General features: G+C 59.3%; 20 protein-coding genes. 2 read left to right on the top strand and 18 right to left on the bottom strand.

The genetic code is table 11. The features are described 5' to 3' along the window. The 3 genes from AC0L26_RS04300 to AC0L26_RS04290 all read right to left on the bottom strand — a co-directional run bounded on the left by AC0L26_RS04300 (window position 1) and on the right by AC0L26_RS04290 (window position 4,764). Window positions 1-999 (bottom strand): GlxA family transcriptional regulator, encoded by a 999-nt coding sequence (locus AC0L26_RS04300; protein WP_352937102.1) that lies wholly within the window; start codon window positions 997-999, stop codon window positions 1-3. A gap of 18 nt (window positions 1,000-1,017) precedes the next feature. Then, window positions 1,018-1,917 carry a bifunctional methylenetetrahydrofolate dehydrogenase/methenyltetrahydrofolate cyclohydrolase FolD gene (folD, locus tag AC0L26_RS04295; RefSeq protein ID WP_473631401.1) on the bottom strand — a complete coding sequence of 300 codons (900 nt, stop codon included), beginning with the start codon at window positions 1,915-1,917 and terminating at the stop codon, window positions 1,018-1,020. Window positions 1,918-2,154: 237 nt separating this feature from the next. Then, the gene (locus tag AC0L26_RS04290) at window positions 2,155-4,764 is read right to left on the bottom strand and encodes a GumC family protein (protein WP_473631399.1); all 2,610 of its coding nucleotides are present in this window, start codon (window positions 4,762-4,764) and stop codon (window positions 2,155-2,157) included. A 197-nt stretch (window positions 4,765-4,961) separates the two neighbouring features. Here AC0L26_RS04290 and AC0L26_RS04285 point away from each other — a divergent pair, with 197 nt between their 5' ends. Continuing rightward, the gene (locus tag AC0L26_RS04285; RefSeq protein WP_473631398.1) at window positions 4,962-6,257 is read left to right on the top strand and encodes a lipopolysaccharide biosynthesis protein; all 1,296 of its coding nucleotides are present in this window, start codon (window positions 4,962-4,964) and stop codon (window positions 6,255-6,257) included. On the opposite strand, the gene rfbD is transcribed toward AC0L26_RS04285, so the two are convergent. From rfbD to AC0L26_RS04210, 15 genes are all read right to left on the bottom strand, one after another. Next, complete coding sequence (gene rfbD, locus AC0L26_RS04280) at window positions 6,254-7,174, bottom strand: dTDP-4-dehydrorhamnose reductase (RefSeq protein WP_473631397.1); 921 nt, start codon at window positions 7,172-7,174, stop codon at window positions 6,254-6,256. The two genes, AC0L26_RS04285 and rfbD, sit on opposite strands and share 4 nt — an antisense overlap. Further along, the gene (gene rfbB, locus AC0L26_RS04275) at window positions 7,171-8,241 is read right to left on the bottom strand and encodes a dTDP-glucose 4,6-dehydratase (RefSeq protein ID WP_473631396.1); all 1,071 of its coding nucleotides are present in this window, start codon (window positions 8,239-8,241) and stop codon (window positions 7,171-7,173) included. Before rfbB ends, rfbD begins: the two co-directional genes overlap by 4 nt. Window positions 8,242-8,266: 25 nt before the next feature. After that, window positions 8,267-8,821, bottom strand: a complete 555-nt coding sequence (rfbC, locus tag AC0L26_RS04270) for a dTDP-4-dehydrorhamnose 3,5-epimerase (RefSeq protein ID WP_473631395.1) — start codon at window positions 8,819-8,821, stop codon at window positions 8,267-8,269. Next, window positions 8,822-9,703, bottom strand: coding sequence for a glucose-1-phosphate thymidylyltransferase RfbA (gene rfbA / locus AC0L26_RS04265; protein WP_473631394.1), 882 nt, complete (start codon window positions 9,701-9,703; stop codon window positions 8,822-8,824). Between the two features lie 89 nt (window positions 9,704-9,792). Further along, window positions 9,793-11,112, bottom strand: coding sequence for an O-antigen ligase family protein (locus tag AC0L26_RS04260; protein WP_473631392.1), 1,320 nt, complete (start codon window positions 11,110-11,112; stop codon window positions 9,793-9,795). Next, window positions 11,109-12,362: a tetratricopeptide repeat protein gene (locus AC0L26_RS04255; RefSeq protein WP_473631391.1), complete on the bottom strand. Its 1,254-nt coding sequence runs from the start codon at window positions 12,360-12,362 to the stop codon at window positions 11,109-11,111. The genes AC0L26_RS04260 and AC0L26_RS04255 overlap by 4 nt, the downstream gene beginning before the upstream one ends. After that, window positions 12,250-14,628, bottom strand: a complete 2,379-nt coding sequence (locus tag AC0L26_RS04250; RefSeq protein WP_473631390.1) for a GumC family protein — start codon at window positions 14,626-14,628, stop codon at window positions 12,250-12,252. Before AC0L26_RS04250 ends, AC0L26_RS04255 begins: the two co-directional genes overlap by 113 nt. A gap of 52 nt (window positions 14,629-14,680) precedes the next feature. Next, entirely contained in the window at window positions 14,681-15,418 is a 738-nt protein-coding gene (locus AC0L26_RS04245; RefSeq protein ID WP_352937092.1) for a polysaccharide biosynthesis/export family protein, read from the bottom strand. Window positions 15,419-15,465: 47 nt separating this feature from the next. Next, window positions 15,466-16,278: a tyrosine-protein phosphatase gene (locus AC0L26_RS04240; RefSeq protein ID WP_473631389.1), complete on the bottom strand. Its 813-nt coding sequence runs from the start codon at window positions 16,276-16,278 to the stop codon at window positions 15,466-15,468. A gap of 388 nt (window positions 16,279-16,666) precedes the next feature. Further along, window positions 16,667-17,173 carry a hypothetical protein gene (locus AC0L26_RS04235; protein ID WP_352937090.1) on the bottom strand — a complete coding sequence of 169 codons (507 nt, stop codon included), beginning with the start codon at window positions 17,171-17,173 and terminating at the stop codon, window positions 16,667-16,669. A gap of 267 nt (window positions 17,174-17,440) precedes the next feature. Continuing rightward, entirely contained in the window at window positions 17,441-17,977 is a 537-nt protein-coding gene (locus AC0L26_RS04230) for a hypothetical protein (RefSeq protein WP_473631388.1), read from the bottom strand. Between the two features lie 84 nt (window positions 17,978-18,061). After that, entirely contained in the window at window positions 18,062-20,302 is a 2,241-nt protein-coding gene (locus tag AC0L26_RS04225; RefSeq protein ID WP_473631387.1) for an AGE family epimerase/isomerase, read from the bottom strand. Beyond that, window positions 20,299-21,474, bottom strand: coding sequence for a glycosyltransferase family 4 protein (locus AC0L26_RS04220; protein WP_473631386.1), 1,176 nt, complete (start codon window positions 21,472-21,474; stop codon window positions 20,299-20,301). The genes AC0L26_RS04225 and AC0L26_RS04220 overlap by 4 nt, the downstream gene beginning before the upstream one ends. After that, entirely contained in the window at window positions 21,471-22,442 is a 972-nt protein-coding gene (locus AC0L26_RS04215; RefSeq protein WP_473631537.1) for an NAD-dependent epimerase/dehydratase family protein, read from the bottom strand. The genes AC0L26_RS04220 and AC0L26_RS04215 overlap by 4 nt, the downstream gene beginning before the upstream one ends. Continuing rightward, complete coding sequence (locus AC0L26_RS04210; RefSeq protein WP_473631385.1) at window positions 22,442-23,248, bottom strand: class I SAM-dependent methyltransferase; 807 nt, start codon at window positions 23,246-23,248, stop codon at window positions 22,442-22,444. Before AC0L26_RS04210 ends, AC0L26_RS04215 begins: the two co-directional genes overlap by 1 nt. 861 nt (window positions 23,249-24,109) lie before the next feature. Here AC0L26_RS04210 and AC0L26_RS04205 point away from each other — a divergent pair. Then, window positions 24,110-25,705 carry a right-handed parallel beta-helix repeat-containing protein gene (locus AC0L26_RS04205; RefSeq protein WP_473631384.1) on the top strand — a complete coding sequence of 532 codons (1,596 nt, stop codon included), beginning with the start codon at window positions 24,110-24,112 and terminating at the stop codon, window positions 25,703-25,705. Window positions 25,706-25,712: the final 7 nt, after the last annotated feature.

Raw genomic sequence — 25,712 nt, 5'->3', positions numbered from 1 at the left:
TCAATAGGTCGTGCGCCGCTCTTCGGAAGGCGGCCGGCCGAATTGCAGCCGGTAGCTTTGGGCAAAATAGGAGTGTGAAGTGAAGCCGGTGGCGATCGCCACGTCGAGGATCGGCATGTTGGTCTGGCGCAGCAATTCGCGCGCGCGTTCGAGCCTGAGCCGCATGTAATAGCGGCCGGGCGTCACACTGAGGTGGCGCAGGAACAGGCGCTCGACCTGACGCACCGACAGGCCGGCCGACTTGGCGAGTTGCACCGCCGACAGCGGCTCGTCGAGATGGTCGGCCATCAGTTCGACGGTGCGCCGCAGTTTCTCCGACTTGCCGGTCAGGTCGCGTTCCGGCCCGACACGCTGGCGATCTCCGGCAGAGCGGATGCGCTCGTGCTGGAACTGGTTGGCGACGCCGTTGGCGAGGCTCGAGCCTAAATCGCTGCGCACGATCTCAAGCATCAGGTCGATCGAGGTGGTGCCGCCGGCACAGGTGTAGCGCTTACGGTCGATCTCGAAAACATTGCCGGTGCAGTTGATGTCGGGAAACCGCTCGACGAAGCCGGCGCGGTTCTCCCAATGGATGGTGCAGCGATAGCCTTCGAGCTGACCTGCCTCGGCGAGCAGATAAGAGCCGACCGACAGCGCGCCGAGCGCGTTGCCGCGCCGGCCCCAGTTGCGCAGCGCTGCCAGCACCTTGCTCTTGCCCGGAAATTCGGTTGTCAGCCCAACCGAAACGAAAAGAATATCGACCGGCGGCAGATCGGCGACAGCGTAGTCGACCTTGAGCGGCAGGCCGTTGGAGGCCATGACAGCCTCACCGTCGGCCGACACCGTCGTCCAACCATAGAAGTCGCGGCCGAGCAGCCGGTTCGCCGAACGGAACGTGTCGATTGCGGCGGCCAGCGAGAACATGGAGAACTTGTCGACCAGCAAGAACCCGAACTGCCGGCCGCCTTGAACGGGATCGTTCGTGACCGGCCGCTCTGAGGGAACAGTGAGGTTCGGCAAAGCTGAGGCTTTCCAGGTTCAGAAGGACGGCCGTTTCAATCCGGCCGCGAGATAGGCGGAAGCTAGCGTGTTGGCCATCAGCATGGCAATGGTCATCGGTCCGACGCCGCCTGGCACCGGTGTGATGGCGCCGGCCATCTTCGCCGCTTCCGCATAGGCGACGTCACCGACGAGGCGGGTCTTGCCTTCGCCCTTTTCGGGCGCCGCGATGCGGTTGATGCCGACGTCGATGACGGTGGCGCCTGATTTGACCCAGTCACCCCTGACCATTTCAGGTCTCCCGACAGCGGCAACGAGGATGTCGGCGGTGCGCGCCAGTGCGGCCAAGTCCTTGGTGCGGCTATGCGCGATGGTGACGGTGCAGTTGGCGGCAAGCAGAAGATTGGCCATCGGTTTGCCAACGATGTTGGAGCGGCCGACGACCACCGCATTGAGGCCGGAAAGATCCCTGCCGCGCACACGCTCGATCAGCAGCATCGAGCCGGCCGGCGTACAAGGCACGAAGGCTGTCGCCAATTCGCCGGTGCCGAGCTTGCCGACATTGATGAAGTGGAAGCCGTCGACATCCTTTTGCGGCGCGATCGTCTGGATGATCTTGCCCGCATCGATATGGCCAGGCAGCGGAAGCTGCACCAAGATGCCGTTAACGGCCGGATCGGCGTTGAGTTCGCCGATGATATCAAGCAGTTCCTGTTCGGAAGTCTCGGCCGGCAGCGTGTGTTGGACCGAATGGAAGCCGCATTCCTTGGCGGTGCGGGATTTGGAGGCGACGTAAACCTGGCTCGCCGGATCCTCACCGACGATGACCACGGCGAGACCGGGCTTCCGCGCGCCCTTTTCAATCAGCTCGACGGTCAAAGCCTTGACCCGCCGCACCACGTCTTCGGCGACGCTTTTTCCGTCAATCAACTCGGCCATAATCACCCTCAACACCGTTCCGTCTATAGCGCGTCGCGTCTGATTGATATGGCGCGCGTTAGACCTTCGTTTTAGACATGTTGTCGGCCCAACCGCTGCCACCCCGGTCAGGCCCGAGTGGTGGCTTCTGGGTGACATCAAGCGCGGCATTTTCACGAAAATTCGACCTGGCAATCCCGTCAAAGCGCCGTCTTATGCCGTTAACTCGAAACCAACGGCTTTTATTCTGTTCGGCGCTCAGAAATAGCGGCGCGATCGGCTTTCGGTGAGTTCGCGAACCGCTTCGCGGAATTCGCGAAGGCTGGCGCAGATTTCCTCGATCGAGGGTTGCTGTCCAGCAGCTTCCGACACCTGATTTGCCTTGTCCCACGAGGCTTCAGGATAGATCGACTGTTTGTGCGAAGGCCCCTGTACGGAGTGAGGCGTCGCGGCCGGCGGATAGGGATAGCCGGGCGGCTGCATCTGCCAGGGCTGCGCCTGTGGATAGGTCATCGGCGCTTGCGCATAGGGATACGCGTGCATTTGTGGGGCCGGGTAGGTCGCCTCCTGCGGACCATAGGCGCCTTGCTGGACCTGCGGCTTGTAGCCGGAAGGCGCCGGCCGAGAAGACGCGAGGGGAGACGCTGGCTGCGGGTGGGCGGAAGGGACCGGTCCCCCCTTCGCGTTTTTGGCCACCGCCGGTGAACCATTGGACCGCGTACTGGCAGGTTCTTCCCGGTGCGTCTTGCGCGGCACGATCTTGCTTAGCGCCGACAGCAGTGCACTGATTGGGCCAGTACGCCTGGTGACTTCGGCTGGCGGCACGGGCGGCGCCGACGGCTGGTATGGCTTGTCTTCGATGGGTGTCCGGCGCTCGTCCGTCCTGCCGCGCGACCGCGAATTGGCGGTTTCATGCAGGCTCGCATAGGCGCCGCGCATGGCGCCGAGGCCGACACCGGAGGCCAGGCCCGCCAGCAGACCGGCGAGCGTTATCATGGCGCGCGACGGTCCGTTCGGCTCAAGCGGGGCGAAGGCCTTGGAGATCACATTGATGTTGGCGGTGTTGATGTCCTTCTGCTCGCCGGTTTCCTTGGCGCGCAGAAGATATTGTTCATAGACGGAGCGTTTGGCGGTGGCCTCGCGCTCCAACTCGCGCAAGGTGACCAGATCGCTGTTGACGTCGCCGCTGCGGACCTTCAACTGCGCCAGTCGGGAGGCCAGATCCTGTTCGAGCTGCACGGCGCGTTTCAGGTCGACCTGCAGCGACGAGGCGATGCGGCGCAGTTCCCCGGCAATACGCTCGCGCGAGCCGGCAAGCTGGGCATTGAGCGCCTGGAGCTCGGGATGGCGCGGCCCGAACCGAATTGCGGCGCGGTCGGCCTCCTGCTTGAGGGTCGCGTATTGCGAGCGCAATTCACTCATAGTGTTGGAGTTGATCTCCTCCGGCAAGGTTCCGCTCAGAACCGAATTCACGTCGATCGAGCGCGCCGATGCCGCGCGGGCGTTGAGTTCCAGCGTGCGCGCGCGGGCGATGGCAAGCTGCTGATTGAGCTTGAGCATCTCGTCGTCGCTGATCAGATGGCCCTGCGCGTCGACGAGATCATGCGTGGCCCTGAAATCCTCGACCTTGCGCTCGGCGACCTCTACGCCCTTGCGCAGCTCGTCTAGCCTGCCGGTCAGTTCGTCGCTCGCGCGGCCGGCGGTGTTGGACTGGATCTGCCCGAAGGTCTGCAGGAAAACGTCCGTCATCGTGTTGGCGATGAGAGCCGACTTCTCGCCATTTTGCGTGGTGGCACCGATGGAGATGACGAAGGTCTTGCCGCCGCGCTCGACCGAAAGGCTTTCGGCCAGATTGCCGACGGCCAGCGCACGGCGACGGCCCTCATCGGCGCCTAACTCGTCATTGCGCGACAGGATCGATCGGATAAGCGTCATGACGTCGAGACCGGACTCTTGTCCGTTGAACTCCGGATCGTTGACGAGGTTGAGCTTGTCCACGACCTTGTTGAGAACCGTGCCGGAGGTGAGCACGCGAACCTGGTTTTCGACGATGGCCAGCGTGGCATCCGAGGCGACCACCGATTGGGTGAGATCGCGGTCGGTGAGCTTCAGATCGCGCGGGTCTACGATCAGTTCTGCCGTGGCTTCGTATTTCTTCGGCATCGAAAGTGCGATCGCGGCACCAAGCCCGGTGCCCAGTATCGTCATGGCGACGATCAGCAGCTTCGAGCGGGCAATGCCGCGGACGACCTGCATAGGGTCGATCAACGGCTTCCAGTCCTGTCCACTGCCATTCTCGCGGGAAGACCGCTGCTCGTCAGCGGCATATCGGGACTCGAATGTGGAATATCGAGGCTCGAATGCGGCATGTCGAGGTTCGAATTCGGAATATCGAGGCTCGTCGCTGGCGTATGGAGGATCCAACCCAGCGTGTCGAGGCTCGGAGGCGTGATATCGAGGATCGGCATCGAACCGGTGATCCTCGGAAACGCCGGCGGCAACCGGCTCCTCCTGCGACCCGACGTCCGCATAGTTCGCTTCAACGGCCCCGTCCACCTCTGGTGGTGTCCGGGCGGCCGTAGCGGATGGATAATCGGCTCGAGGCCGGTTTATTTCATCGTTTGCGGAGAACCCCGGGGCTGGTGAGCGTTCCGGAGCTGCCGAGCTTCCCGGATCACCTCGCGCCTCACGGCGTGAGCGCGCGAGACGATGGCGCGTGGCGGCGTCCTCGCGCCATGACGGGTTCGCCCGATCCCCGATCGAACCCAGCGATGGTTCAGCGTCTTCTTCTTCGCCGCGCATCGCCTGGCCGAGCGCCAGCAAGGACCGCTCGCGCTTCCAATCTTCACGGTTTTGCCTGTCGACCATTGTCGTGGAGCTTGCCCTTGGCGGCTTGGACGCGCGGTCAGCCGTTCGTTAACCCACGCTAAACAAGCATAGGAAACAAAAAGTTAATTTCCCTGCTTTGAAGACGAAGTTTACCTCTCCGGCTGCGTCCTCCTTGAACGCAATGAAGCCGTTCCAAACGGCGCGTTAAACTTTCCAACCTATGCTGTCTCCGACACATGACCCAGGCTGGCAACATCCCGCAAAGACGGCCCCTCGCCCGGATCGGCGCTTTCGTGGCCGAACGACGGGGCCTGGTTCGCGACTATCTCTCAGCGATCAGCGGCGCGGGCGGGCGGCTGGTGTTTTCACTCGCTTATTTCATCGCGCTGGCCAATACGCTGTCCATCGCTGAGTTCGGCATGTTCGCCACCGCCTCGGCAGCCGGCGTGATGCTGTCGCGCATCCTGGCCCTCGGCTTCATCTCGGCGCTTTACCGAACCGCCACCATCCGCCCCAATCTGATCGGCACCTTCACTGCCGGTTTCCTGCTGCTCGGCGTGATATCGCTGCCGTTGCTGGTTGCCGCCTCCTACGGCGTCTACCTGGCCTTCTTTGCCAGCACCGTGCCACTATCGGTCTTTGCGGCGGTCGTCTTTGCCGAGGCGCTGTTGTGGCGGCCGGTCGAGGTCGCACTGATCGTCAACAACGGTCTCGGCAAATTCGGCCGCGCCGCCCTGCTGACGATCCTGGCGACGGCCTTGCGGGCGCTCGGCGCCGTGCTGTTCATGTTCGCGGCGCAGCCGACCGTAGGGGTCTGGTCGTGGTATTATATCGGCGCCAACGCCGCCTCGCTGCTCATCGCCTTTGGATTTTTCTATCCGCGCCAGAGGCTGCGGCTGCGGCTGGAACTCTATCTCAGGCGGCTCGCCGATTCCATCTACGTGGCCGGCGCGGAGGTGCTGTTCTACCTGCAGATGGAATTCGACAAACTGCTGGTGCTGGCGATCGGCGGGCCGCACCTCGCCGGCATTTATGCGATCATCATGCGGCTGGTCGACCTGACTGCGATCCCGATCCGCACCTTCTCGATGATGCTGGTGCAGCGCATGATGCGCGCGCCGGAGCTGCTGTCGCGCCTTTCGGTCAAGAGCGGTATCGAAGGCGGCGTGTTCCTGGTCTCGACGCTGGCGATGGCAGCGCTCGGCATCGTGCTGCATTTCTTCCCTAACGCACTAGGCAAGAATGTTGCCGAGGCCGCCCCTCTGGTAGCGCTGGCAATCTGCGTGCCGGGCCTGCGCAATCTGGTTGAATACCAGGCCGAGCTTCTGTTCGCGCGCGGCCAGACGCTGGTGCGGGCGATCAACCTCGCCCTGCTTGCCGGGCTGAAAGCGGTCCTGCTGACCTATGCGCTGACGACCATCCTAGACACGCCCAATCTGGTGCTGTCGCTCAACGTCGTCTTCCTGTTGCTCTATCTCGCCTCGACGCTGCTCACCTATTCGGCGATGCGCAAACCGGCCAAGCCGGTCTAAGCGGCAAAAATTGGAGTGGATGTAAGGCCGTTGCCGCCTTCCAAAATGCGGCGCACGACCAGCTTTGTGGATTGCTGCCAATCGGGCGCTGCCCACCCAAATACGGACGCAAATTTTGCCGTCGACAGACGTGAGTTGGCCGGGCGCCGTGCCTTGGTCGGATAAGCACTGCTGGCTAGGTCCTTCACCACAGCATAGGGGCCACCAAGCGCTCGGCTCGTGCTTAGGACATGGCGGGCAAAGCCGCTCCAGCTGGTCTCGCCGGTTCCTGCCAAATGATAGACACCGAAAGCGTCAAAGTTCTTGTCGCCATGCAGTGCCGCCGCGACCTGCAGGATCGCGTCGGCGATATCAAGCGCAGAGGTGGGATTTCCCCACTGGTCGGCCACCACCGCGATCTCGTCGCGATCCGCCGCCAGCCTCAGCATGGTCTTGACGAAATTCTTGCCAAACGGGCTGTAGACCCATGCGGTACGCAGGATGAGGTGGCGCTGATTGGCCATGGCGACCGCACGCTCGCCAGCGAGTTTCGAGGCACCGTAGACGCTGTGCGGAGCGGGTTCGTCCTCTTCCGCATAAGCCCCCTCGCCGCTCCCATCGAAGACATAGTCGGTCGACAGATGGATCACCGGTGCACCGATCTGTGCTGCGGCCGCGGCGACATGACCCGCGCCAGTGCCGTTGACGGCGAAGGCAACATCCGGCTCGTCCTCGGCCTGATCGACGGCGGTGTAAGCGGCGGCGGAAACGACCAGATCGGGCCGAGCCGCAGTGAGCGCCGTTGCGATCGACTCCGGCCTCGTCAGGTCGAAATCAGGCCTGCCGAGCGCGACGACATCGAGGTTTGGGTCCGTCTGCGCGCGCTCCACGAGGCTGCTGACGACCTGGCCCTCGCGTCCGGTGACGACAAGCCTCACGCGGCGCCCTTGCGTGCTTCGCCCAGGCGCTCGCCGGCGTAGCGCTCGCGACGGATCGGACCCCACCACCACTCGTTTTGAAGATACCAGTCGACCGTCCTTGCGATGCCGCTGTCGAATGACTCGCGCGGTGTCCAGCCGAGATCGCGCTCGATCTTCGAAGCGTCGATTGCATAGCGCCGGTCATGGCCCGGGCGGTCGGCGACGAAGGTTATCAGATCGCGATAGCGCCGGCCGGCGGGACGTGGCCGCCTATTGTCGAGGATGTCGCAGATCGCCTCGACCACAGCCAGATTGGTGCGTTCCGAGCCGCCGCCGACATTGTAGCTCTCGCCGACCGCGCCCTGGGTCGCGACCATGGCCAACGCGCGTGCATGATCCTCGACGAAAAGCCAGTCACGCACATTGGCGCCGGCGCCGTAGACCGGCAATGGTTTTTCGTCGAGCGCGTTCAAAATGACAAGCGGGATCAGCTTCTCGGGAAAATGGAAGGGACCGTAATTGTTCGAACAGTTCGACAGGACGACCGGCAGTCCGTAAGTGTCGTGCCATGCGCGCACCAAATGGTCGGATGCCGCCTTCGACGCCGAATAGGGCGAAGACGGCGCATAGGGCGTCTGTTCGGTGAAGACACCGCTGTCGAAGGGCAGATCGCCGAACACCTCGTCGGTCGAAACATGATGAAAACGAAACCGGCCTTTTTTCTCGTCGGGAAGTCTGCGCCAATATTCGAGCGCCGAATTGAGCATTCGGTAGGTTCCGACTATGTTGGTCTCGATGAATGCCCCCGGCCCGTCGATCGACCGGTCGACGTGGCTTTCGGCGGCAAGATGCATGACAATGTCGATTTCGTCGCGATGCAACACCTCCAGAATCGCCCTATCGTCACAGATATCGGCGTGCTCAAATCTGTAATTGTGGGCATTCTCGATGGGGCGCAACGAGGCAAGGTTCCCCGCATAGGTGAGCTTGTCGAGGTTGGTCACCCGATAGGCCGGATTGCTGCACAAGTGCCGGCACACCGCCGAGCCAATGAAGCCGGCACCTCCAGTCACCAGAAAATTCATGCTGCTCCCCTTATGATAATACCCCTCACGCAAACACTTCTGCGGCGGCGAGCGTTGTCGCCTTGAGGTCTTTGTCCGAAAGCTGGAACCCGCCAGCCGTAGATGGCCATTCGATGCCAATGTCGGGATCGTCGAAACGGATCGATCGGTCATGCTCTGGCGAATAAGTGTCGGTGACCTTATACAGCACCTCAGTGTCGGGCACGAGCGTGACGAAACCGTGTGCAAAGCCCTTCGGTACCAAAATTTGATTGCCCTTTTCGGCGGAGATCTCAAGGGCGACGTAGTTTCCGAATGTTTTCGAGCCGCGGCGAATATCAACCGCCACGTCAAAAATCCTACCTCGGACCACGCGCAGCAGCTTGTCCTGCGCGCGTGGGGAAAGTTGATAGTGAAGCCCCCTCAACACACCCGCGGCAGCGGAATACGAATGGTTGTCCTGCACGAAACGCAAGTCGATACCGGCGTCTGAAAACCGCTCGGCGTTGTAGGTTTCTATAAAAAAGCCGCGCGCATCGCCGAATCGCTTCGGGACGATTTCCAGCACGCCGTCGAGGCCGAGCGGCCTGATCTCCAACACCTAATTCTCCGTCAACTCGATGACGCGCTTGCGCAAATAGGCGGCATATTCATTTTTTCCCAAGCGGGTGGCGCGCTGCAGAACCTTGTCCGCCGTCAGCCAGCCCTGCTCGAATGCTATTTCCTCCGGACAGGCAACCTTGATGCCTTGACGATGCTCGATCGTGCGCACGAAGGACGAGGCTTCATGCAGGCTATCGTGGGTGCCGGTGTCGAGCCAAGCGTAGCCGCGGCCCAGCTGATGAACCTGCAACTGCCCGCGTTCGAGATAGACGTTGTTGACCGCAGTGATCTCGAGCTCGCCTCGCTCCGAGGGTTGGATTGTCGGGGCGATGTTCACGACATCATTGTCGTAGAAATAGAGACCGGTGATGGCCCAATTCGACTTCGGCACTTGCGGCTTCTCCTCGATCGTCAAAGCGGTGCCACTGACCTTGTCGAAGGATACCACGCCATAGCGCTGCGGGTCCTCGACATGGTAGGCGAACACCGATGCACCGCTTTTGCGCGAAGCTGCCGTGCGACAGAGCTGCGACAGCCCTTCGCCGAAATAGATGTTATCACCCAGGATCATCGACACGCTGTCATTGCCAATGAAGTCGCGGCCGATGATGAAAGCCTCCGCGAGACCGTTGGGATGCGGTTGCACCGCATAAGACAGGTCGAGCCCGAATTCCGAGCCGTCGCCGAGCAAATCCTGAAAAACCGGCAGGTCGCGCGGGGTTGAGATGACCAGAATCTCGCGAATTCCCGCCAGCATCAGGACGCTCAGCGGATAATAGATCATCGGCTTGTCATATATTGGCAGGATCTGCTTGGAGACCGCCAGTGTCAGAGGATAGAGCCGGGTTCCGCTGCCCCCAGCCAGGATAATGCCCTTCAACAAGCTCTCCTAAAAATGTCGTCGCTCCCAGCCGGCGCAATTTTCTCGTGCTTATGTTTCGTGCGGCGGCTTGTCAATCTTGGCCAGAGCTAGGACGAACTCCCGATGGGAACAAACAGCTTATCGCCGTTGTGGTCGATCTCGATCAATTCGTTCTTCTTGGCCAAACGGTCTGCAAATCCTTTGTGGAAGATAATGGCGTTCATAAAGGCAAACGTCATTGCAAGCGCTTCGGTCCGCAGCGGATAATCAACCAGTGAATGGATCAGAAGAAAAGCTACTGAAAGAGACGCCGCCTTTTGAAGAGGATCGCGCGTAATTTTAACAAACGCTGTAAAAATCATCATAAAATAAATCACCATCAACAAAACAGCAGGAATCCCGCCCTCGAAAGCTATTTCAAGATAATCATTGTGGGCATGATTTACGTATTGACTAAAAATCATCTCTTCCTTTTCGTATATCTGATAGGCCTTTTGAAAATTTCCAAACCCAATGCCGGTTGCCCAGTTCTCCTTGATGCCCTCAATGGTGGTGCGAGCAAACTCTCCTCGCCCGAAGGCTGGATCAATCGCGTCAGCATCGATCTTCGTCCATGCGCCTATCGTATAGGCTGAAAGTCCTATGAAAGTAAGCAGTATGCCCCATCTGCTAACCTTGGAGCGCGCTGAAAGAAAGACAATGGACAGTACTGTTATCGCCAACCCAATCAGGACACCGGCGCGCGAACCAGCGGCCAAAAGAAGCAGCAAGAGCGTGACCAGTCCGAGCGATCCCGACAAAAGATATCCGCGGAACAGGCCGTGGTAGACAACGAAGGGAATAGAAACAAAAAGCAAAGCCGCAAAATGATTCCGGTTGGCAAAGAGCCCGGCGTTGATCGTAAAAGGCAACAATCCCTCTATGGCGATATTGTCAGAGAGCGAATATTGAATCGCTCCCGCCAAGCCGTTGCATATGACACCCATAAAAAAGAACGGCAGAAGCCCCCGGACCTGCTCGGTACGCAAACGCAGCACCGCCAAGAAAAACGCCGCGGATGCGATCAAATACAACAGACACTCGATCGTCCGTCCAACCCCGACGCTGACAAAACGAAATCGCGTTTCCCCAACCAGCCCGGAATCTGCCAGCAACAGTTCCGGTCGCAATCCGTTAAACAGCGCCGCCGGCAGCGGGACAATTTGCAAAATCACCAACGCCACAGCGAAGACAAGCAGCCAAAGAACAGAATGCGGAATTCTCTGGCCGGAGTTTTGTGAAAAGACAGCCGCCGCCGAGACAATCGCGGCGATCTCAATCAGCGTATCCGTATAGAGGCCGCTTGCAGTCCCTCCGCCGACCACCAGAGATATGACCAACACCGACCCGAGGAGATATTTATCCCATTCCGATGGCCGGTCGCTCAAGATGGAAGTCTCTCGATGATCAATTTGTGCATTACCAACGTACCGACATATCGAAATCGCCAGCTCTCAGCGATGGCGGCAGTCTCCAGCCTCAACAATTGCATAGGACATGTGTCCGAACCAATTGAAAAATCTTGGTTCAGATTCTGACGATTGAACGTGCCTTCCGGAATGTTGAACCGCGCAATTTCACCGGCTGGACACCTGAGCGACCAGAATAGCTCCTTTGGAAGCTTCAGGTTTCTTGCGGACGCAATTAAAGAAATCTTGTAAGCGCCAGGAGGGAGCTCAATATATTGCTGGAGAGCAGAGTTCTTGACCGGCGTATTCAGAAAGCGGACCGTCGCCCCGCCCTCGCCTTCGACTGCATCCTGGGACTTTGCAAACGTAACTTCCATGCCCGACTGATCACGGATTTGCCAATCGAAGGGCTTTTTGCTGGACACCGGCTGGAACGTGCCGTTGAAAACGTAGCCGCCCAACTTCCGTTCTTCATCGGACAGGCTGAAAAGAAATAATCGATACGCTTGTTCATATTTCTTCTGACGAATATAGCCGTTGATCACAGTGGACAACTCGCCCGATTTCGGCGGCGCGCTTGAACCGATCAAATCGAGCAGTAGCCGATTCGCGGAATCGACCCCTTCGGGCGTGTTGCTGAGGGCGACGAGCAGACTGGCTCTCCAAGGCGCCGCGGCCCTGATGGCTGCGAGCACAGCCTGGTAACCAGCAGGGTCCGAGAGGATTGTCGGCAGACCCTCGGCGATCGCCGGAAATTGATCTGGCCATCGCCGCAGCAAAATATCGATCCCGCCGACAGCTTTCGGCAGATCGCCTGTTTCAATAGAGCGTCCAATGGACCTCTGAAGCGCGTGGATTTCGGTTTTGGACAGTGTTCGAGCCTGATCAAAAAGCTCATAGGCTTGGTCTTTTTCGCCTTGCCGATATTTGATCTCGCCGATTAGGCTATAGAGACGCGCATCCGCAAGATCAAAGCGAAGCGCGCGTTCGGCCTTGGCAAGCAATGCGTCGAGATCGGGAGCATTGCTTGTATCGTTCAGCTCGTTGGTAAGTTCGCCTATCAAGGCATTGACGTTCAACGGGTCCAGCGCGAGGGAAGCGGTTGGCGTTTCGGTTTCAAGAAATCGACTTAGCCCGATCGATGAAGCCACCAACACCAGAACGGATGCGGCGAACCAAACGCCTGAACGCCGGAGATTTTGCATAAGCGGGCTGGTCTGCTCCGTCATCGACTTTGCCCTCAATTTTCGGGGTACTCGTACCGTAGTCGTAATACTGGTAGTTCATATATTTGTAGGCGTAGTTGTAATCGAACTTGTTCACTGCAAACTTCGACATCGCGGCCCCGACCACGTTCGCGCCGGCAGCTCGCAGGCGCTTCAACGCTGTCTTCGCCGACTTGCGTGTCACCTGATTGGTAGAGATGACCATCAATGTGCCCTCGGCAAGCCGGCTAAGGATAGGCGCATCTGAAAGGCCGACGATCGGCGGGGCATCGATTATGACAAGATCGAAGCGCTTGCCGAGATTGGTGATGATCAACGCCATCTTCGGCGAAGAGAGCAGGTCAGCAGGGTTCGGCGGGATCGTTCCAGAGGTCAGGACTGTCACATTAGGATATTTCGTTGCCCTGAAAATGCTTGCCAGATCCTCCTTGCGGACGGTGTTCGTCAGGAGATTGCTTAGCCCGATTGTGTTGTCGAGACCAAACAGCCGATGGAGATTCGGCTTTCGAAGATCGCCATCGACAATGAGAACTCTTGCACCAAGCGCTGCAAAATCCTGTCCGAGCTTGAACGAGGTGGTCGACTTGCCCTCCGACGGCTCCGAACTCGTGACCAGCAGCGATCTCGGCGCGCCTTCGGCGCCGGAGAACTGCAACGATGTTCGAAGCGAACGGTAAGCTTCCGACAGTCCTGATTTCTGATCAGCGATGCTGGCTATCAGTTCCCGGTCATCGACATGCGGCAGGATGCCGAGCATCGCCAGCCCCAATTCCTTTTCGACCTGCTCAGGATTGGTGAAGGTGTTGTTCAACAACTCGATGATATAGATAATGGATGCGCTCAGAGCCATGAAAAAGGCCAGAGCAATGGCGAGGTTTATGCTTAGGCGTGGAGAATAAGGTTGATTGGGCAGCGTCGCAAAATCGACGATCGCGGCGCTCTGCGTCTTAAGCTCTGAGCTCACGCCAACTTCATTCAACTTAGCGATAAGATTGTCATATTGGGATCGATTCGAATCAACTTCTCGTTTCAAGATTGTGTATTTGATATTTTTATCGTTGAAGATAACCTGCTGCTGCTCCATCTCAGAAAGCTTTGACTTGAGGTCGGCCTCCTTGTTCTGAGCCTCTTGGTATTTCTGTCGAAGCGAGTCTGTTATAGTCAAAACGCCATTGTTATAAAGTCGTTGCAATTCGTTGATCTGAGCCCGAAGCTGCTGCATCTCTGGAAAGCCCGGCTTCAATATGCCCAATTTCTGCTGATACTGGCTGGTCAAATCCGCCAGCTTGTCGGTGATCTTCTGCAGGCCTTCGCTCTCCAAGACCGGGCTGAGGCTCGACCCGCGACCTTTGTCTATCTGGTCCACCATCCGTCCGGCATCGAGACGCTCCTGGATTGCTGTCGCGAGCGCGGTGTTCAGAGTCTCGATATTCGACCCGATCAGCGATTTTTCGTCACCGGTTACGGTGATGCCTGCATCCTTTGCATAAGCGACGAGCTCCTCCTCGGACTTTTGAAGCTTTTGCTTTACCTGCAGAACCTGTTCCTGGATGAATTGCCGTGCCAGGTCCGAGGTTTCGCTGGTCTGATCGAGACGCTGATCGATAAAACTCTGCGCGACCTGATTGGCTATATCACTTGCATATTTCGGGTTCTGGTCGGCAAACGTAATCGACAGCAGGCTTGTATTGGTGACCAAAGTGACCGTGAGGTCATCCAGAATGCGCCCGATTGCAATTTTCTCACGCTCCTCTGGGGTCTTCTCTTCTATGGAGGGCGATTTGGAAATTCCGAACGCACGATAGAAAATATTGCTGGGCGAGAAATTCGGCGTCGGAAACAGGAAATCCGGCTTTTCGCTGAGCCCTAGTTGGAACACCACGCGCTGCGCCAAAGCTCGGCTTTTCAGCTTTTCTCGGGCCGTTTGAAAGGCCCGCATGTCGCTGGTTTCAGAGACCACTTCAATGTCCTGGAAGACCTTGGCTGAAGGAACCAGCACTTCCAATTGCGTTGTTGCCCGATATTTTGGCGTCTGCATCATGGTAACAATGACGCCAGCAACAAGCCCGCCAGCCGCCATCATGACGATCAGCCATCGATACTGGATAACGTAAAAAAGCAGCTTGAGTGGATTGAAACCCTCGTCCTGCTCCGAGTAATCGCGACCATACGAGCCATAGTTTTGCGCACCGTCATAATACAGGTCCGCGGACAAGGCTTGGCCATGCCCTGGTCCGGCAATTTGATGCTGTCTGTTACGATCGAGCATGGTGCGAAGCAATCCTAGGTTTGGCTGTATCCTGAATTCTGACGGGCAATGATTATAGTCCCGGGACCACCGCTATTCTGGCTGCACTCGAGGCGACGCCGAGGGCGTCCTTGAGGTTGTTCATAGCAATTTTCGATTTCGAGGCGAAGACGACGATCTTGTCGCCACCATAGATGCGTGGATTGCGGCTCTTGCCGGCACGAATCTGCTCCACGTTGTAATTCGCGACCAAAGTATTTTGACCGACATTGCGATAGACGAACACTTTTCCCGCATCGCCAATGGCATTGAACCCGCCAGCAAGGGCGATCGCGTCGATGAGGGAAGAATTGCTCGACACCGGAAAAATACCGGCCCTAGTGACTTCTCCATCGACGGTAATGCGCTGTCCGACCGATTCCTTGACATAGACCGACACGTCGGGCGACTGCAGATAGTTGGCGCCGTAGGCCGTCTCGATTTCCTGCTCTAACTGACGGACAGTCTTTCCTGCCGCAACGACAGTCCCGATAAGCGGAAGCGAAATTTGTCCGCCGGCGTCGACTTGAACGGTTCTGTTCAGATTGTCGACCTGGAACACATTCACCTCAAGCACATCGTTCGCGGACAAAGGCTGCTCGTTGCCGTTCTGGGTATGCGGCGCAGGCAACTCCTTCACCACCTGCAATGCGCCGCCGCCCGAAAGCGGCGCAGACGTTGAGGTCAATTGCAGCGCATCGACCGACGTCGGCGAAGACGATGTCGTTGACGAGGTGCTCGTACAGGCAGACATCGCGAGCGAAGTGAGCACGACACATATCGTTCCCATACAACCTCTTGCGAAATGAAACCCGCCCATCACGCCGTCCCACCCTTCAGCAAGCGACCCAATCCCGCAAAGCGACCGACATTGCCGGGACCTGCCGGTTTTCTCGTATGCGCCTTTCCGACCGGCTCGATATGCCGGTTGGCCAATACTTCGCCTGGACGTTTTAACACCATATTGCGGGCCTCATCTTCCCCACATCGCTTCGCGGCAATGGCGACTGCCTGCGAAAGCCCAGGGCGCCGGCGGGTGGCACCATGGGCGTCCGATGCGATAATATCTACCCTGCCTTCGTCAATCAGCTTTTCCGAATAGTAAAGCGCCGTGCGGCCAAAAGCACCAACAATCGAGTCTGCCGTAAGCTGAATAAGGCAGCCCGCTGCATTCAACCTCTCGATAACGTCGTAATTTGCCTTGATCCATGTCAGCCGCTCAGGATGGGTAAGAATCGGAATGAGCCCGGCGCTTACGAGACGTAGAGCAAGATCTTCCAGCCTTGGCGGTAAAACTTGATGCGGCGGCTCGAATAGAAAATAGCGGGACCTGTTTAAGGTCGGTACATCTCCGAGCGCCAATCGTTCCGGAAGGTCGGGTGCCACGTGAACATCGGCACCGACATAAAGAGCGAGCGGTATTGCGGCACGGCGCAGCGCACGCTCCAACTCTTGAACTGCTCGGGCAATATTTGCCGTTCCGTTTTCGTACATGCCTCGAACGACATGCGGCGTACACGCCATATGGGTCGTTCCATCGGCCACCGCCAGCCGCGCCATTTCCAGCGATTCAGCAAGACTGGGCGAACCGTCATCAAGACCGGGCAAGATGTGGGAATGCAGGTCGATCATTGGCGCTTATGGCCGCACTGAAGCAACTTGACGACTTCTTCCAGATAACAGGCAAATGCGCCACCCGCACGATAGCGAATGACGCATTCATCAAGTTCATACAATGCGATAGACGCCAGATCCAAGCTATTCGCTGACAGCGTTGTCGTCATCGCGCAAGCTAGAGATCAGCATTGGGGCGCCACCTGTCACCACCCAGTCGGTCGAGGCGAGTTCGCCCAAGACGAACCGCCCCCAGATCCAACTCAGCCAATAGAGCGGTATGTTTGATGAGTTTCATCAATACCCCGGCTCCAGCCGGCGCACCAAAGCATGAGGGCACCAGCGATACAATAACAGCAGAGGCAGTCACATGCCTCTGCTACGTTTTTGCCATATTGCCTAACGGCTAACGGCTAACGCCGTTGTTGTCATCCTGCGTTGCGGCCAGAACACCGCCAGCAATAGCCATACCACCAAAAAGGAATAGCGGAGTATTCGACTGGACGCCGCCCGGGGCGATCTGGCCGGTGTGTTCAGAGCTAACGGCGGCAGCCGTCTGTTCGGAGCCCACAACTTTCAGGCAGATATTGTTCTCGACACGAGAAATGTCGAGGCTGGAATTCGCCGGCACATCCAGGTTGCAGCCACCAACATTGACGGAAGCCGATCCTTTAGCACCGACCACTATCCGGCTACCGAAATCCAGAACATTCCCCGCCTTTGCAGGGCCGTAACCAGCAGCCTGCGAAACCATTACATCGCCATTGGCGCGGCCGATGGAACCAATCGAATTCGCCGCCCCCTGATAGGCGGTCGTGCAGGTGCACGACGTATCCTGAGCGAAGGACGAAACTGGGCTTAAACCGATCGAGGCGATAAATCCGGTCAATGCACTTTTAACTATAAGGTTCATTCGTTTCGATCCTTTTTGTCCCGCCGTATCTCAGCCCCGTCCAAGCACCAAGATACCGGACAGCGCGTAACAGCTTTTTGCTTTAATTCCAACTTGTTTCGCATATGCGAAATGAGTTTTTGGTTTCCGCTGTGTTTCATTGGACACACCCGATTTGGCGTTATGGTCGACTGTGTTCGACGTCCTTGTCGCACGCCCTGCCTTTACGATTTATGACAGTCGTAAGTCGTGGAACGACGACGTGAGCGCCGTTGGCGATGTCATGCGTTACGAGCCGGACAGGCAAGATTTGTAGGTCGAACCCGCTTGCACAGGCTGTCCGCACAGGATGCCCGTCTCGGCAAGTTTCGCGGCCAGATCCGTGCCATCGGACGTGAGGCATTGCACGACGATAGCGTCACCAAACTTGGAGGCGACATTGCCGTCGCAAGGCGTCCCCTTGCCGATCGGCTTGCAGGTCAAAGCGAGTCCTTGATAGTCTCGGCGCGCCACCTCCGTTACCATGGCAAGCATGGATCGCGGCTTGGTAAACGCCACGCCGCACAACACAATCTTGCGGCCGGCAACGCGAAGATCATCGATTGCCTGGATGGAAAGCTTGCCATCGAACGGCTCAAGCGCCGCCTGTGGCTTTGGGGTTTGCGGACGAACAGGCGTCCCCTTCTTCACGATGATGGCAAAGAAGCCAATCGCAAACACCACGGCAATGAGTGCCAGCACGCTTATTTGCTTGAAAGACAATTTCTCGCTCCCTCGCGGCCAAGCTTGCGTCTCCATCACTTCTGGCGGCAACGACCGCGCCATCGCCCAATCGGCTCGATGACTGGCCGCGGGTCAAAAACACCGAATCCATTTCAGTCGAATAGACTTTCTACTCAGTCGATCATTTTATCCAGATTCGCTTGTGGTGCTGTCGAGATATTGCGTCAGCGCACAGACCAGATGGTAGAAGATGCTTGCAGGCACATCGGTCGCCAGCGAGCGGCCACGCTCGTCGATCCGGTCTATCCACAGGCCGAGCGGCGCCGGATTGATGTGCCAACGGAACAGACGACCGACACGCGCTTCGATCTCGGGCTTGAGATCGGGGCCGCCTGAACCGTCCAGCGCAATCGCCGCCTTGATTGCTTCTGCCTGCGGCCAACTGCGCGAGACAAGGTCGAGCGGCAGGCCTTGCCGCGAGACGGCGCCATAGGCGAGGCCGGTGGCGCGATTGAGGCCGTTGGCGATGGCCGAGGCATAGAGCTTTCTGGCGAATCCGGTCAGTTCGCTCTGGCCTGTCCGTCCTGCAAAGTCGACCAGCAGCGAGGCCCATTCGAAATGGTGGCCGGGTTCCGTCCATGCGCCTTTCTCGCCCTCCGTCGGCCTCCACTCGGCGTCGAAATATTCGCCCAGCGTCCAGCTTTCCCGATCGAAGAAATGGCTGCGAAACAGATCGACGATGCGCGCGGCGCGGCGAAGATAGGCAAGCTCGCCGGTTGCCTGATGCCAAGCCAGGAAGGCTTCGAGCAGGTGCATATGCGGATTGGAGCGGCGTTCGCCCTCGCCGCTCGTCGTTTCGAGAAAACCGGTCATGCGGTGATCCTCGAGATGCGCGTCGAGAAACGAAAACGTTTCCTGGCCAAGCCGCAATGCATCAGCATTGCCGACCATGTGAGCATGCGCCAGCGCCAGGAGCACGCAGGAATGATCATAGGCATCCTCGGCGGCATCGGCGACTGTGCCATCGACATTGAGCGTGCGCACCCAGCCGCCCTTGTCGGTGCGGCCGTTCCTGTTCATGAATCCGATACCGTGGCTGATCAACCGGTCGGCAGGCCCGTCCCAGCCGCGCGCTTTGGCAACAGCGAAAGCGTAGACTTGCCTGGCCATGGTGCGCATGCGCTTGGGCTTCATCAGCGGTGTGGCGTCAAAGCCGAGCGCCTCGTGGAAACCGCCATGGCGCTCATCGACGCCGACCGTGGACCACAGCGGCACCGTCTCTTCAAACAGCCAGTGGTGAACGCGACGCCGCCAGGCGCCGCTTTCGATCACGCGATCGTCGGCAGGCGTAAACCTGGTCTCCAGACGGCCGCTCTTTTCGAGCTGCTCGACGATCTTCTTGACATTCTGGCTGCGGCTGACCGGGGCAACGAAAGTAGCGTCGGCGGTCGAGACGATGGCAACGTCCTTCAGACCGATGGCCGAGAGCAAGCGGCTGTCGCTGCGGATATAGGAGTTCTCGCAGTCAATGGCGACGACATCGCCGACGATGACATTGCCGTCACTGTCGGAGGGACCGACATCGAGCAGCGACTGCCAGGAACCGAGATCGTTCCAGCGGAACCCGGCCGGCACCATGGCGATCCCGCTGGCGCGCTCCATGATCGCATAGTCGATCGACGTCGAGGGAATGGCGGCGTAAAGCTCGAGAGGCATATAGAGGCCGGAAAGATCCGATGTCGCGGCCTGGTAGGCAATTTCAACGGCGTTCCATATCTCGGGCTCGAAAGCCATGAAGGCGTCGCGCATGGCGCCGGCGCGAAACAGGAAGATGCCGGTGTTCCAGTAGAAATTGCCCGCCGCCAGGTAATTCTGCGCGGTCGCGAGGTCCGGTTTTTCAACGAAACGCGAGACATCGCAGATGCCATCCTTCTCGCCGGCGACCTCAATATAGCCGTAGCCGATCTCTGGCTGGCTAGGCTTGATGCCGAACACCACCAACCGGCCAGCACGCGCCGCCGCAGTACCCCTTTCCACGCTCTGCCAAAACTGCTGCGCGGTCGCGATCTCATGATCGGACGGCACCACCAGCACCAGGCTGTCGCCATATTCGGTCAGGGTGCGCAGGGTCGCCAAGGCAACGGCGGCAGCGGTGTTGCGGCCGGTCGGCTCGAATAAAGGGCCGCCGCCGGAAAGGTCGAGGCCGGCGAGATCGGCGTGGACGCGGTCGGCGTGCCGTTCCGAAGCGATCAGGAAAACCGGCGTTTCGCCATCCGGCCGCGCCGTAATCCGGCGCAGCGTCTTGGCCAGCATCGAGCCATCGCCCGAAAAATCATGGAACTGCTTGGGATTGTCCTCACGCGACAGCGGCCACAGCCGGGAGCCAACGCCGCCGCTCATGACAAAACTGACGATCCGCTCGGTCATTGGGTGACACCTCTGACATTTTCAAACAAAGCAAGGAGCGCTGCCGCGTAGTCTCGGCGGCGTATCTGTTGGCGACTTTGCAGCACGGCGACACTGTCGCGGGCAAGGCGGGGGCGCTGCCCGGCTTCAAGGAGACGCTGCGCCAGCGCTTCCGCACTATCGGGTGCAAAGAAGAGTGATTCCGGCGCCTGCTCGCGATGCAGCGGAATGTCGGAGAGCAACATCGGCGTGCCCAGCGACTTCGCCTCCTCGACCGTGGTTGACCACCCCTCGAAGTGGGAAGGGTTCAGGAGATAGTCCGCGGCACCGATCAGGGCGACGACATCCTCGTAGGGAATCAATCCGAGGTGTCGAAAATGGCTTCCAAGTCCATCAGTTTCAGCAAGGTCCATCAGACGCTTGAAAAATGTCGGATCGCGCGGATCCGTGGTGCGACCGGAGAGGATTACCGGCGGCAAGGAAGCCAGCGCTCCGATCTGATTTATGTGCCTCAATGCCTCTATGACCAGCCTGTGGTTCTTGTGGACCCAGAACTGATTGGGGAGAAAGAAAAAACGCTCGGGCAGCCCATGCGCCTGGCGTGCCTCGTCGGCACGCGCCAGGATGGCGCCTGGATCGAGATCGATAGCGAAGCGCACGACGGCAGTCTTGTTGCGCGAGGCCGGATAGAATGTTTCGCAGTCCGCGAGCGCGTCCCCGCTGGAGAGCATTATGATGCGGTTGCCTGATGTCTGCAGGCGATAGCCGAGATCCCTGCGCCACCAGGCACTACGCGGAAAAAGGTGCGGCAGGCGACGGTGCTGGAAATCCGGAATCCAGGAAACGACCGGCACAGGAAACCGGCTCCCGAACCACTGAGCGACTTCGAAGACTACATCAATACTTTGCGCAGCGACAAGGTCTGCGAAAGCACGATCAGTTCCGCCAGCAAGGGCGATCAGCCCTCGCTTGCCGAGCCCGGCGCCTATCACCCGCCCATCGACGATAGCGGGCGTAGCCAACATGTGATCGAAGGACGCGCCAATGCTTGAATGCTGCTCAGGTGTGAGAAACAGTTTCGCCTGCACCTTACCACGCAACTCGGAGGCGATGACGCTCAACATGTTGCGCAGATAGGACTCGCCGCCTGACCAGGATCCGCGGCCGATGAGGGTGAAGCCGACGGTAATCAAGGGGCGGCGCGGCGCAGACGGCCGACCCGCTCGGCGAGAATTTCAGCGCGATACCAATCGACATAGCCGGCAATGCCCCTGCTGAGCGGCACCTGTAACTGAAGCCCGTCCGGAACGCCGGACGGATCCGAGATCAGATTAACGGGATCGCCGCGCCGGGACTGCCCAGAAAACGAGAGGCGATGGTTGCCTCCCCAGGCCTTCAGAACCATGCTGGAAATCGTGCTGACGGATGCAGCAGCGCCCGCACCGCCGTTATAGATGGCAAAGCGCGGTTCGCCGGCAGGCAAAATGCGATGGATCAACCGCACAACGTCCGAGACATGGTGCCAATCCCGCATTTCCGTCCCCATGCCGCCAAGCACAATGTCGGTTTCGCCCGCCGCGAGCCTGCCGCAGAGATCCCATAACAGTTGCTTGCGCAACCCTTCGCCGTAGACCGAAAAAAGGCGGGCCACCGAGATTGGCTGGCCGTACGCGGCGCAATGTGACCGGCCAAGCTCCTCAACCATGCGTTTGTGATAGCCATAGGGGGAATAGGGGTCGAGCGGGGCGTCGACCCTGATCGAACGGACATGCCCGCCGCCATAGACCGCAGCGGAAGACGCAAGAACGACAGGTGCATCGGGTGCGTGGCGGCGCAGGAAATCGAGGATACGGGCGGCAGAGACAACGCTTTGTTCAAAGTCCTTCAAGGGATCGGCAATCGACTGGCCAACCGTTGCGCCACCGGCCAGATGATACACGGCCGAAGGGCGGCCGTGCGCCGCCAGAGCCGCCTCCATCGTTTCCGCGGCTATTCCTCCGGGAAAAAACGCGCCGCCGGTCGCCAAAGCAAAACCGGGTGCCTCTTTTCGACCGAAGCCGATGACATGACATCCGTTTCGAGCGAGGAAACGAGCGAGGTGCAGGCCGATGAACCCGCCGGCTCCAGTCACCCAGACAGGCTTAGGCTCGGTTGATTGCATCAAGAAGTCAGTCCTTCCCGTGTTTGTGGCAAAGGTCCGTTCTTGTGGCAAAGGAAAGAGACCAGGCGCCCGGGCCGGCGGTCAAGTGATGCGGCGACACTGGCGACGGCACCAAATGGCACAGGCGAGAGAGCCAAGCGAACAATCGGGGAAAACGGACCAAAGATTTTGGCGAGCCTCTCGCGAATCTCAGACGGCGTCATTGGGTCATAATTCACGACGGACTGGAACGAGATCAGTTCGCGGTCGATCGTCAGCCCGGCCCCCTGGATCGCAGCGCGGTAGGCTGCCAGCGTAAAAGCGTTCTCTCCACCGTAGAGATGATGAAGCGGGTGAGCGCGCAGAAAAGGCTCGAGTTGCTGCGGCCCGGAGACCACATGGTCGCGCAACGACAGGATCGTCGCTCCATCGCGAGAGAGACGCGCCATTTCGCGGCAGAAAGCCGGAAGATCATGGGCATGATGAAGCACCTGCCGTGCGACGACCAAATCATAGCCTGCCGCCGATAGCGGGATCGCCTCACCGAACGCTTCCACCACTTCGATGGGGGTGCCGGTGCTTTCGGCAAGTGCCCGGATCGCGGCGGCACCGACGAGTGCGCTCGGATCGGGCTCGACAGCGGTCACAGACCACCCCTCGCGCGCCAAGGCATAGGAGAGGATGCCGTTACCGGCGCCGAGATCGAGAGCACGGCCCATCTTGCGCGGGATCATGCTGCGGACAGCGTCGAACTCCGCGCTTTGGTGATAGCGTTGTGCGGCCACGGCCGGATCGTCGAAATAGGCAGCGCGGGCGAGCTCCTTCATCGAAGGCTCGCTCATGCACCAGCGGACGGCGTCTTCCCAAGTCATGGCCGCATCAGTCATCGAGAGAAACCATATGTTGGATCATCCCCGTGGTCTCCGGCAACAACTGCGTGAGGCGGTGCGTTCCTGGTCACAACGATCGCGCTCTCTCGTCAGATTTATCGGATGCGCCCACGACGGCCGCCGCCAAGGCTTAGCTTGACGAGTGGGATAGCGCTTCGGTCATAGGCCCGCATGCTTCGCCCGTCTATCGTTCCAGGATAATTTTCAGCGTCGGTGAGAAGCACGGCTCCAGCCTCTGTCACCCTTGCAGCAATGCGTCGATCGCGCTTCAGTCAGGAGGTTGTTCTGAGCGTTCAGCTACGCTACCGTTTCCGGACTCGTCAAGTTCAGATCACGAGAATTCGAACCGCGTGAATTTCGACCGCGCAAAACTCGCTGGCGAAACCGGATACCGAGCAATGGCGGCACCTCGCCGCAATCTCTGTTCTCGATGCCGATGTACATCCGGGAAAGGTTCGCCCACCCGGGAGCGCGCCGGTCTGGTCGTCCTGTCGGATGGAGCGGTCGACGCGATCGCCATGGGAGACTCTCTTGACGACTACAGGTGACGAACGAAGCACGATTGAAGAGAGGCGTTGGCGCCGTAGGGTTCCCAATGAAAAGTTCCCCCTGTCGCGCCGCCGTCTGCTGGCAGGAACCTTGGCACTTGGGGCGGCGACAACCTTTGCTGCCGGATCGACCGCTTCGCCCGTCGTCGGGCGCCCCAGGAATACGAGGACGCCTGGCGGCCTTGTCGTTCTGGGCGACGATGGGACGGATGTCGCCGCTTGCGTCCGCGCCCTGGCCCGGATCGGGTCCATGGGAGGCGGAACGCTGATGTTCCGCCGCGGGGTCTACAATTGGTCCTCGACCGACCTGAAGGCCTTGGGGCACTATGGAATTTCGATCCCGGCCAACTGCACCATCGACGGCAACGGGTCGGTCATCAACATAACCGGATCGGACCAGATATTCTATGTCTTCAGTGCTGTCGACGTCTCCAAGATCGCCCTCGCCGATCTGACGGTCATCGGCAATGGTTTGTCGACGGGTTACAACAACGGCGCATTCATGAAGTTCGCCCTGAGCGCAACTGCGACGAGAGGCATCGACACCTTTATGTTGGATACCGTCGAACTCCAGAACTTCAAGGCGCCATGGTGGATCTTCGTATACAATGAAAGTCTTTCGAGACTCGAGATCCAGCACATACGCGTCAATGGGCTGCGGGGCATCTCGCGTCCGGGCAACTCGCTGGACCCCGCCAAGCTCAGCGTAAACGCCGCCGTCATTGCCATCAACAGTAAGTCATCGAAGCCGGCCGACGCCGACCGGGCGATCGTCCGCGACGCCATCGTGACCGGCTTCTACGCCGAAGCGACGCACATCAAGCAAGGCGTCATTTTCTACAGCAATGTCCGCGACAGCGAGATCCGCGGCGCCGTGGTCCATAATGCGGGGCTGAGGGGCGGCCAAAACGACACCGGCTGCTACGCCCTGATGGTCTATGGCGCCAACAACCACAACATACGGATCACGGATCCCGTCCTGATCGCACCACGCGACAATGGCATCTATGCGGTCAACGGGTCCGGCTTGGTTATCACCAACGCAACGGTGCGCGGGCAGACTAGCACCGCCGACGCGACACTGCCCAAGGCCGGGATATCAATCAACAGCGTCCGAGACGTCTTGATTTCCGGTGGGGCGTTCAGCGACAATGTCACCGATCTTTACCTCGGCATCCGGGGCACCGGCGCCAATGTCCGCGCCGAGGGCGTCGAATGCACCGGCGCGTCCAAGGCAGGCATCTGGTTGCAGGGATCGGCCGCCAACGTCGGCGGTGCGACAATTACTGGAGCGCGAGTCAAAGCCGGTGAGAGGGCTCGGGCGTTGTATTCGCATAACAACGAGGTTCTCTATGTCAACGATGTCCGCGTTTCGGACTGCGATTTCGCCACACGATACCTTACCGCAGTAGAGATTTCAGCCTCGCCCACGCCGGCTGGAAACTGGAACTTCAGCAATGTCACGTGCACCGCACGCGGGACGCCGTTCCAAGCCTACCAGTTCGGGGGGCGGATGACGATCCAGGGCATGCGACTGGTGCTGACGGATGGCGGAACCGTAGGGCACAGCGCCTTCCGCTGTTTTGGCGCCGGCGCTATGGTGGTCGACGGTCTGACGATCGCCGGTCAAAGGGTAGGTACCACGATGGACACACGGGATTTTGTCGGATCTCTGACAAATGTCCATTCGGAGAACTCCACCACGCGGGCCGTCTCCGCTTCGGCAGGGACGGCCAAGCCGACATTTCCCGGCTTTCCCGGAGCTCGCATCCAGAACCTTGTTCCTGGAGGGAACGGGCACCGCGAGTGGCGATGGCAGGACGGGGAGTGGGTTGAGAGCCGGTGACAGCTCG

It is taken from the genome of Mesorhizobium sp. WSM4823 (assembly GCF_055811195.1).
The sequence above is the reverse complement of the archived record's forward strand: the minus strand, read 5'-3'. Positions and strand labels throughout refer to the sequence as shown.

Excerpts from the sequence above, each read along its gene's own strand:
- AC0L26_RS04285 (WP_473631398.1), top strand. The coding sequence starts at position 4,962 with ATGACCCAGGCTGGCAACATCCCGCAAAGACGGCCCCTCGCCCGGATC.
- AC0L26_RS04240 (WP_473631389.1), bottom strand. The coding sequence starts at position 16,278 with ATGATCGACCTGCATTCCCACATCTTGCCCGGTCTTGATGACGGTTCG.
- AC0L26_RS04290 (WP_473631399.1), bottom strand. The coding sequence starts at position 4,764 with ATGGTCGACAGGCAAAACCGTGAAGATTGGAAGCGCGAGCGGTCCTTG.
- AC0L26_RS04215 (WP_473631537.1), bottom strand. The coding sequence starts at position 22,442 with ATGCAATCAACCGAGCCTAAGCCTGTCTGGGTGACTGGAGCCGGCGGG.
- AC0L26_RS04250 (WP_473631390.1), bottom strand. The coding sequence starts at position 14,628 with ATGCTCGATCGTAACAGACAGCATCAAATTGCCGGACCAGGGCATGGC.
- AC0L26_RS04255 (WP_473631391.1), bottom strand. The coding sequence starts at position 12,362 with ATGACGGAGCAGACCAGCCCGCTTATGCAAAATCTCCGGCGTTCAGGC.
- AC0L26_RS04230 (WP_473631388.1), bottom strand. The coding sequence starts at position 17,977 with ATGGCGCGGTCGTTGCCGCCAGAAGTGATGGAGACGCAAGCTTGGCCG.
- AC0L26_RS04235 (WP_352937090.1), bottom strand. The coding sequence starts at position 17,173 with ATGAACCTTATAGTTAAAAGTGCATTGACCGGATTTATCGCCTCGATC.
- AC0L26_RS04225 (WP_473631387.1), bottom strand. The coding sequence starts at position 20,302 with ATGACCGAGCGGATCGTCAGTTTTGTCATGAGCGGCGGCGTTGGCTCC.
- folD (WP_473631401.1), bottom strand. The coding sequence starts at position 1,917 with ATGGCCGAGTTGATTGACGGAAAAAGCGTCGCCGAAGACGTGGTGCGG.
- AC0L26_RS04205 (WP_473631384.1), top strand. The coding sequence starts at position 24,110 with ATGGGAGGCGGAACGCTGATGTTCCGCCGCGGGGTCTACAATTGGTCC.
- rfbB (WP_473631396.1), bottom strand. The coding sequence starts at position 8,241 with ATGAATTTTCTGGTGACTGGAGGTGCCGGCTTCATTGGCTCGGCGGTG.
- AC0L26_RS04210 (WP_473631385.1), bottom strand. The coding sequence starts at position 23,248 with ATGAAGGAGCTCGCCCGCGCTGCCTATTTCGACGATCCGGCCGTGGCC.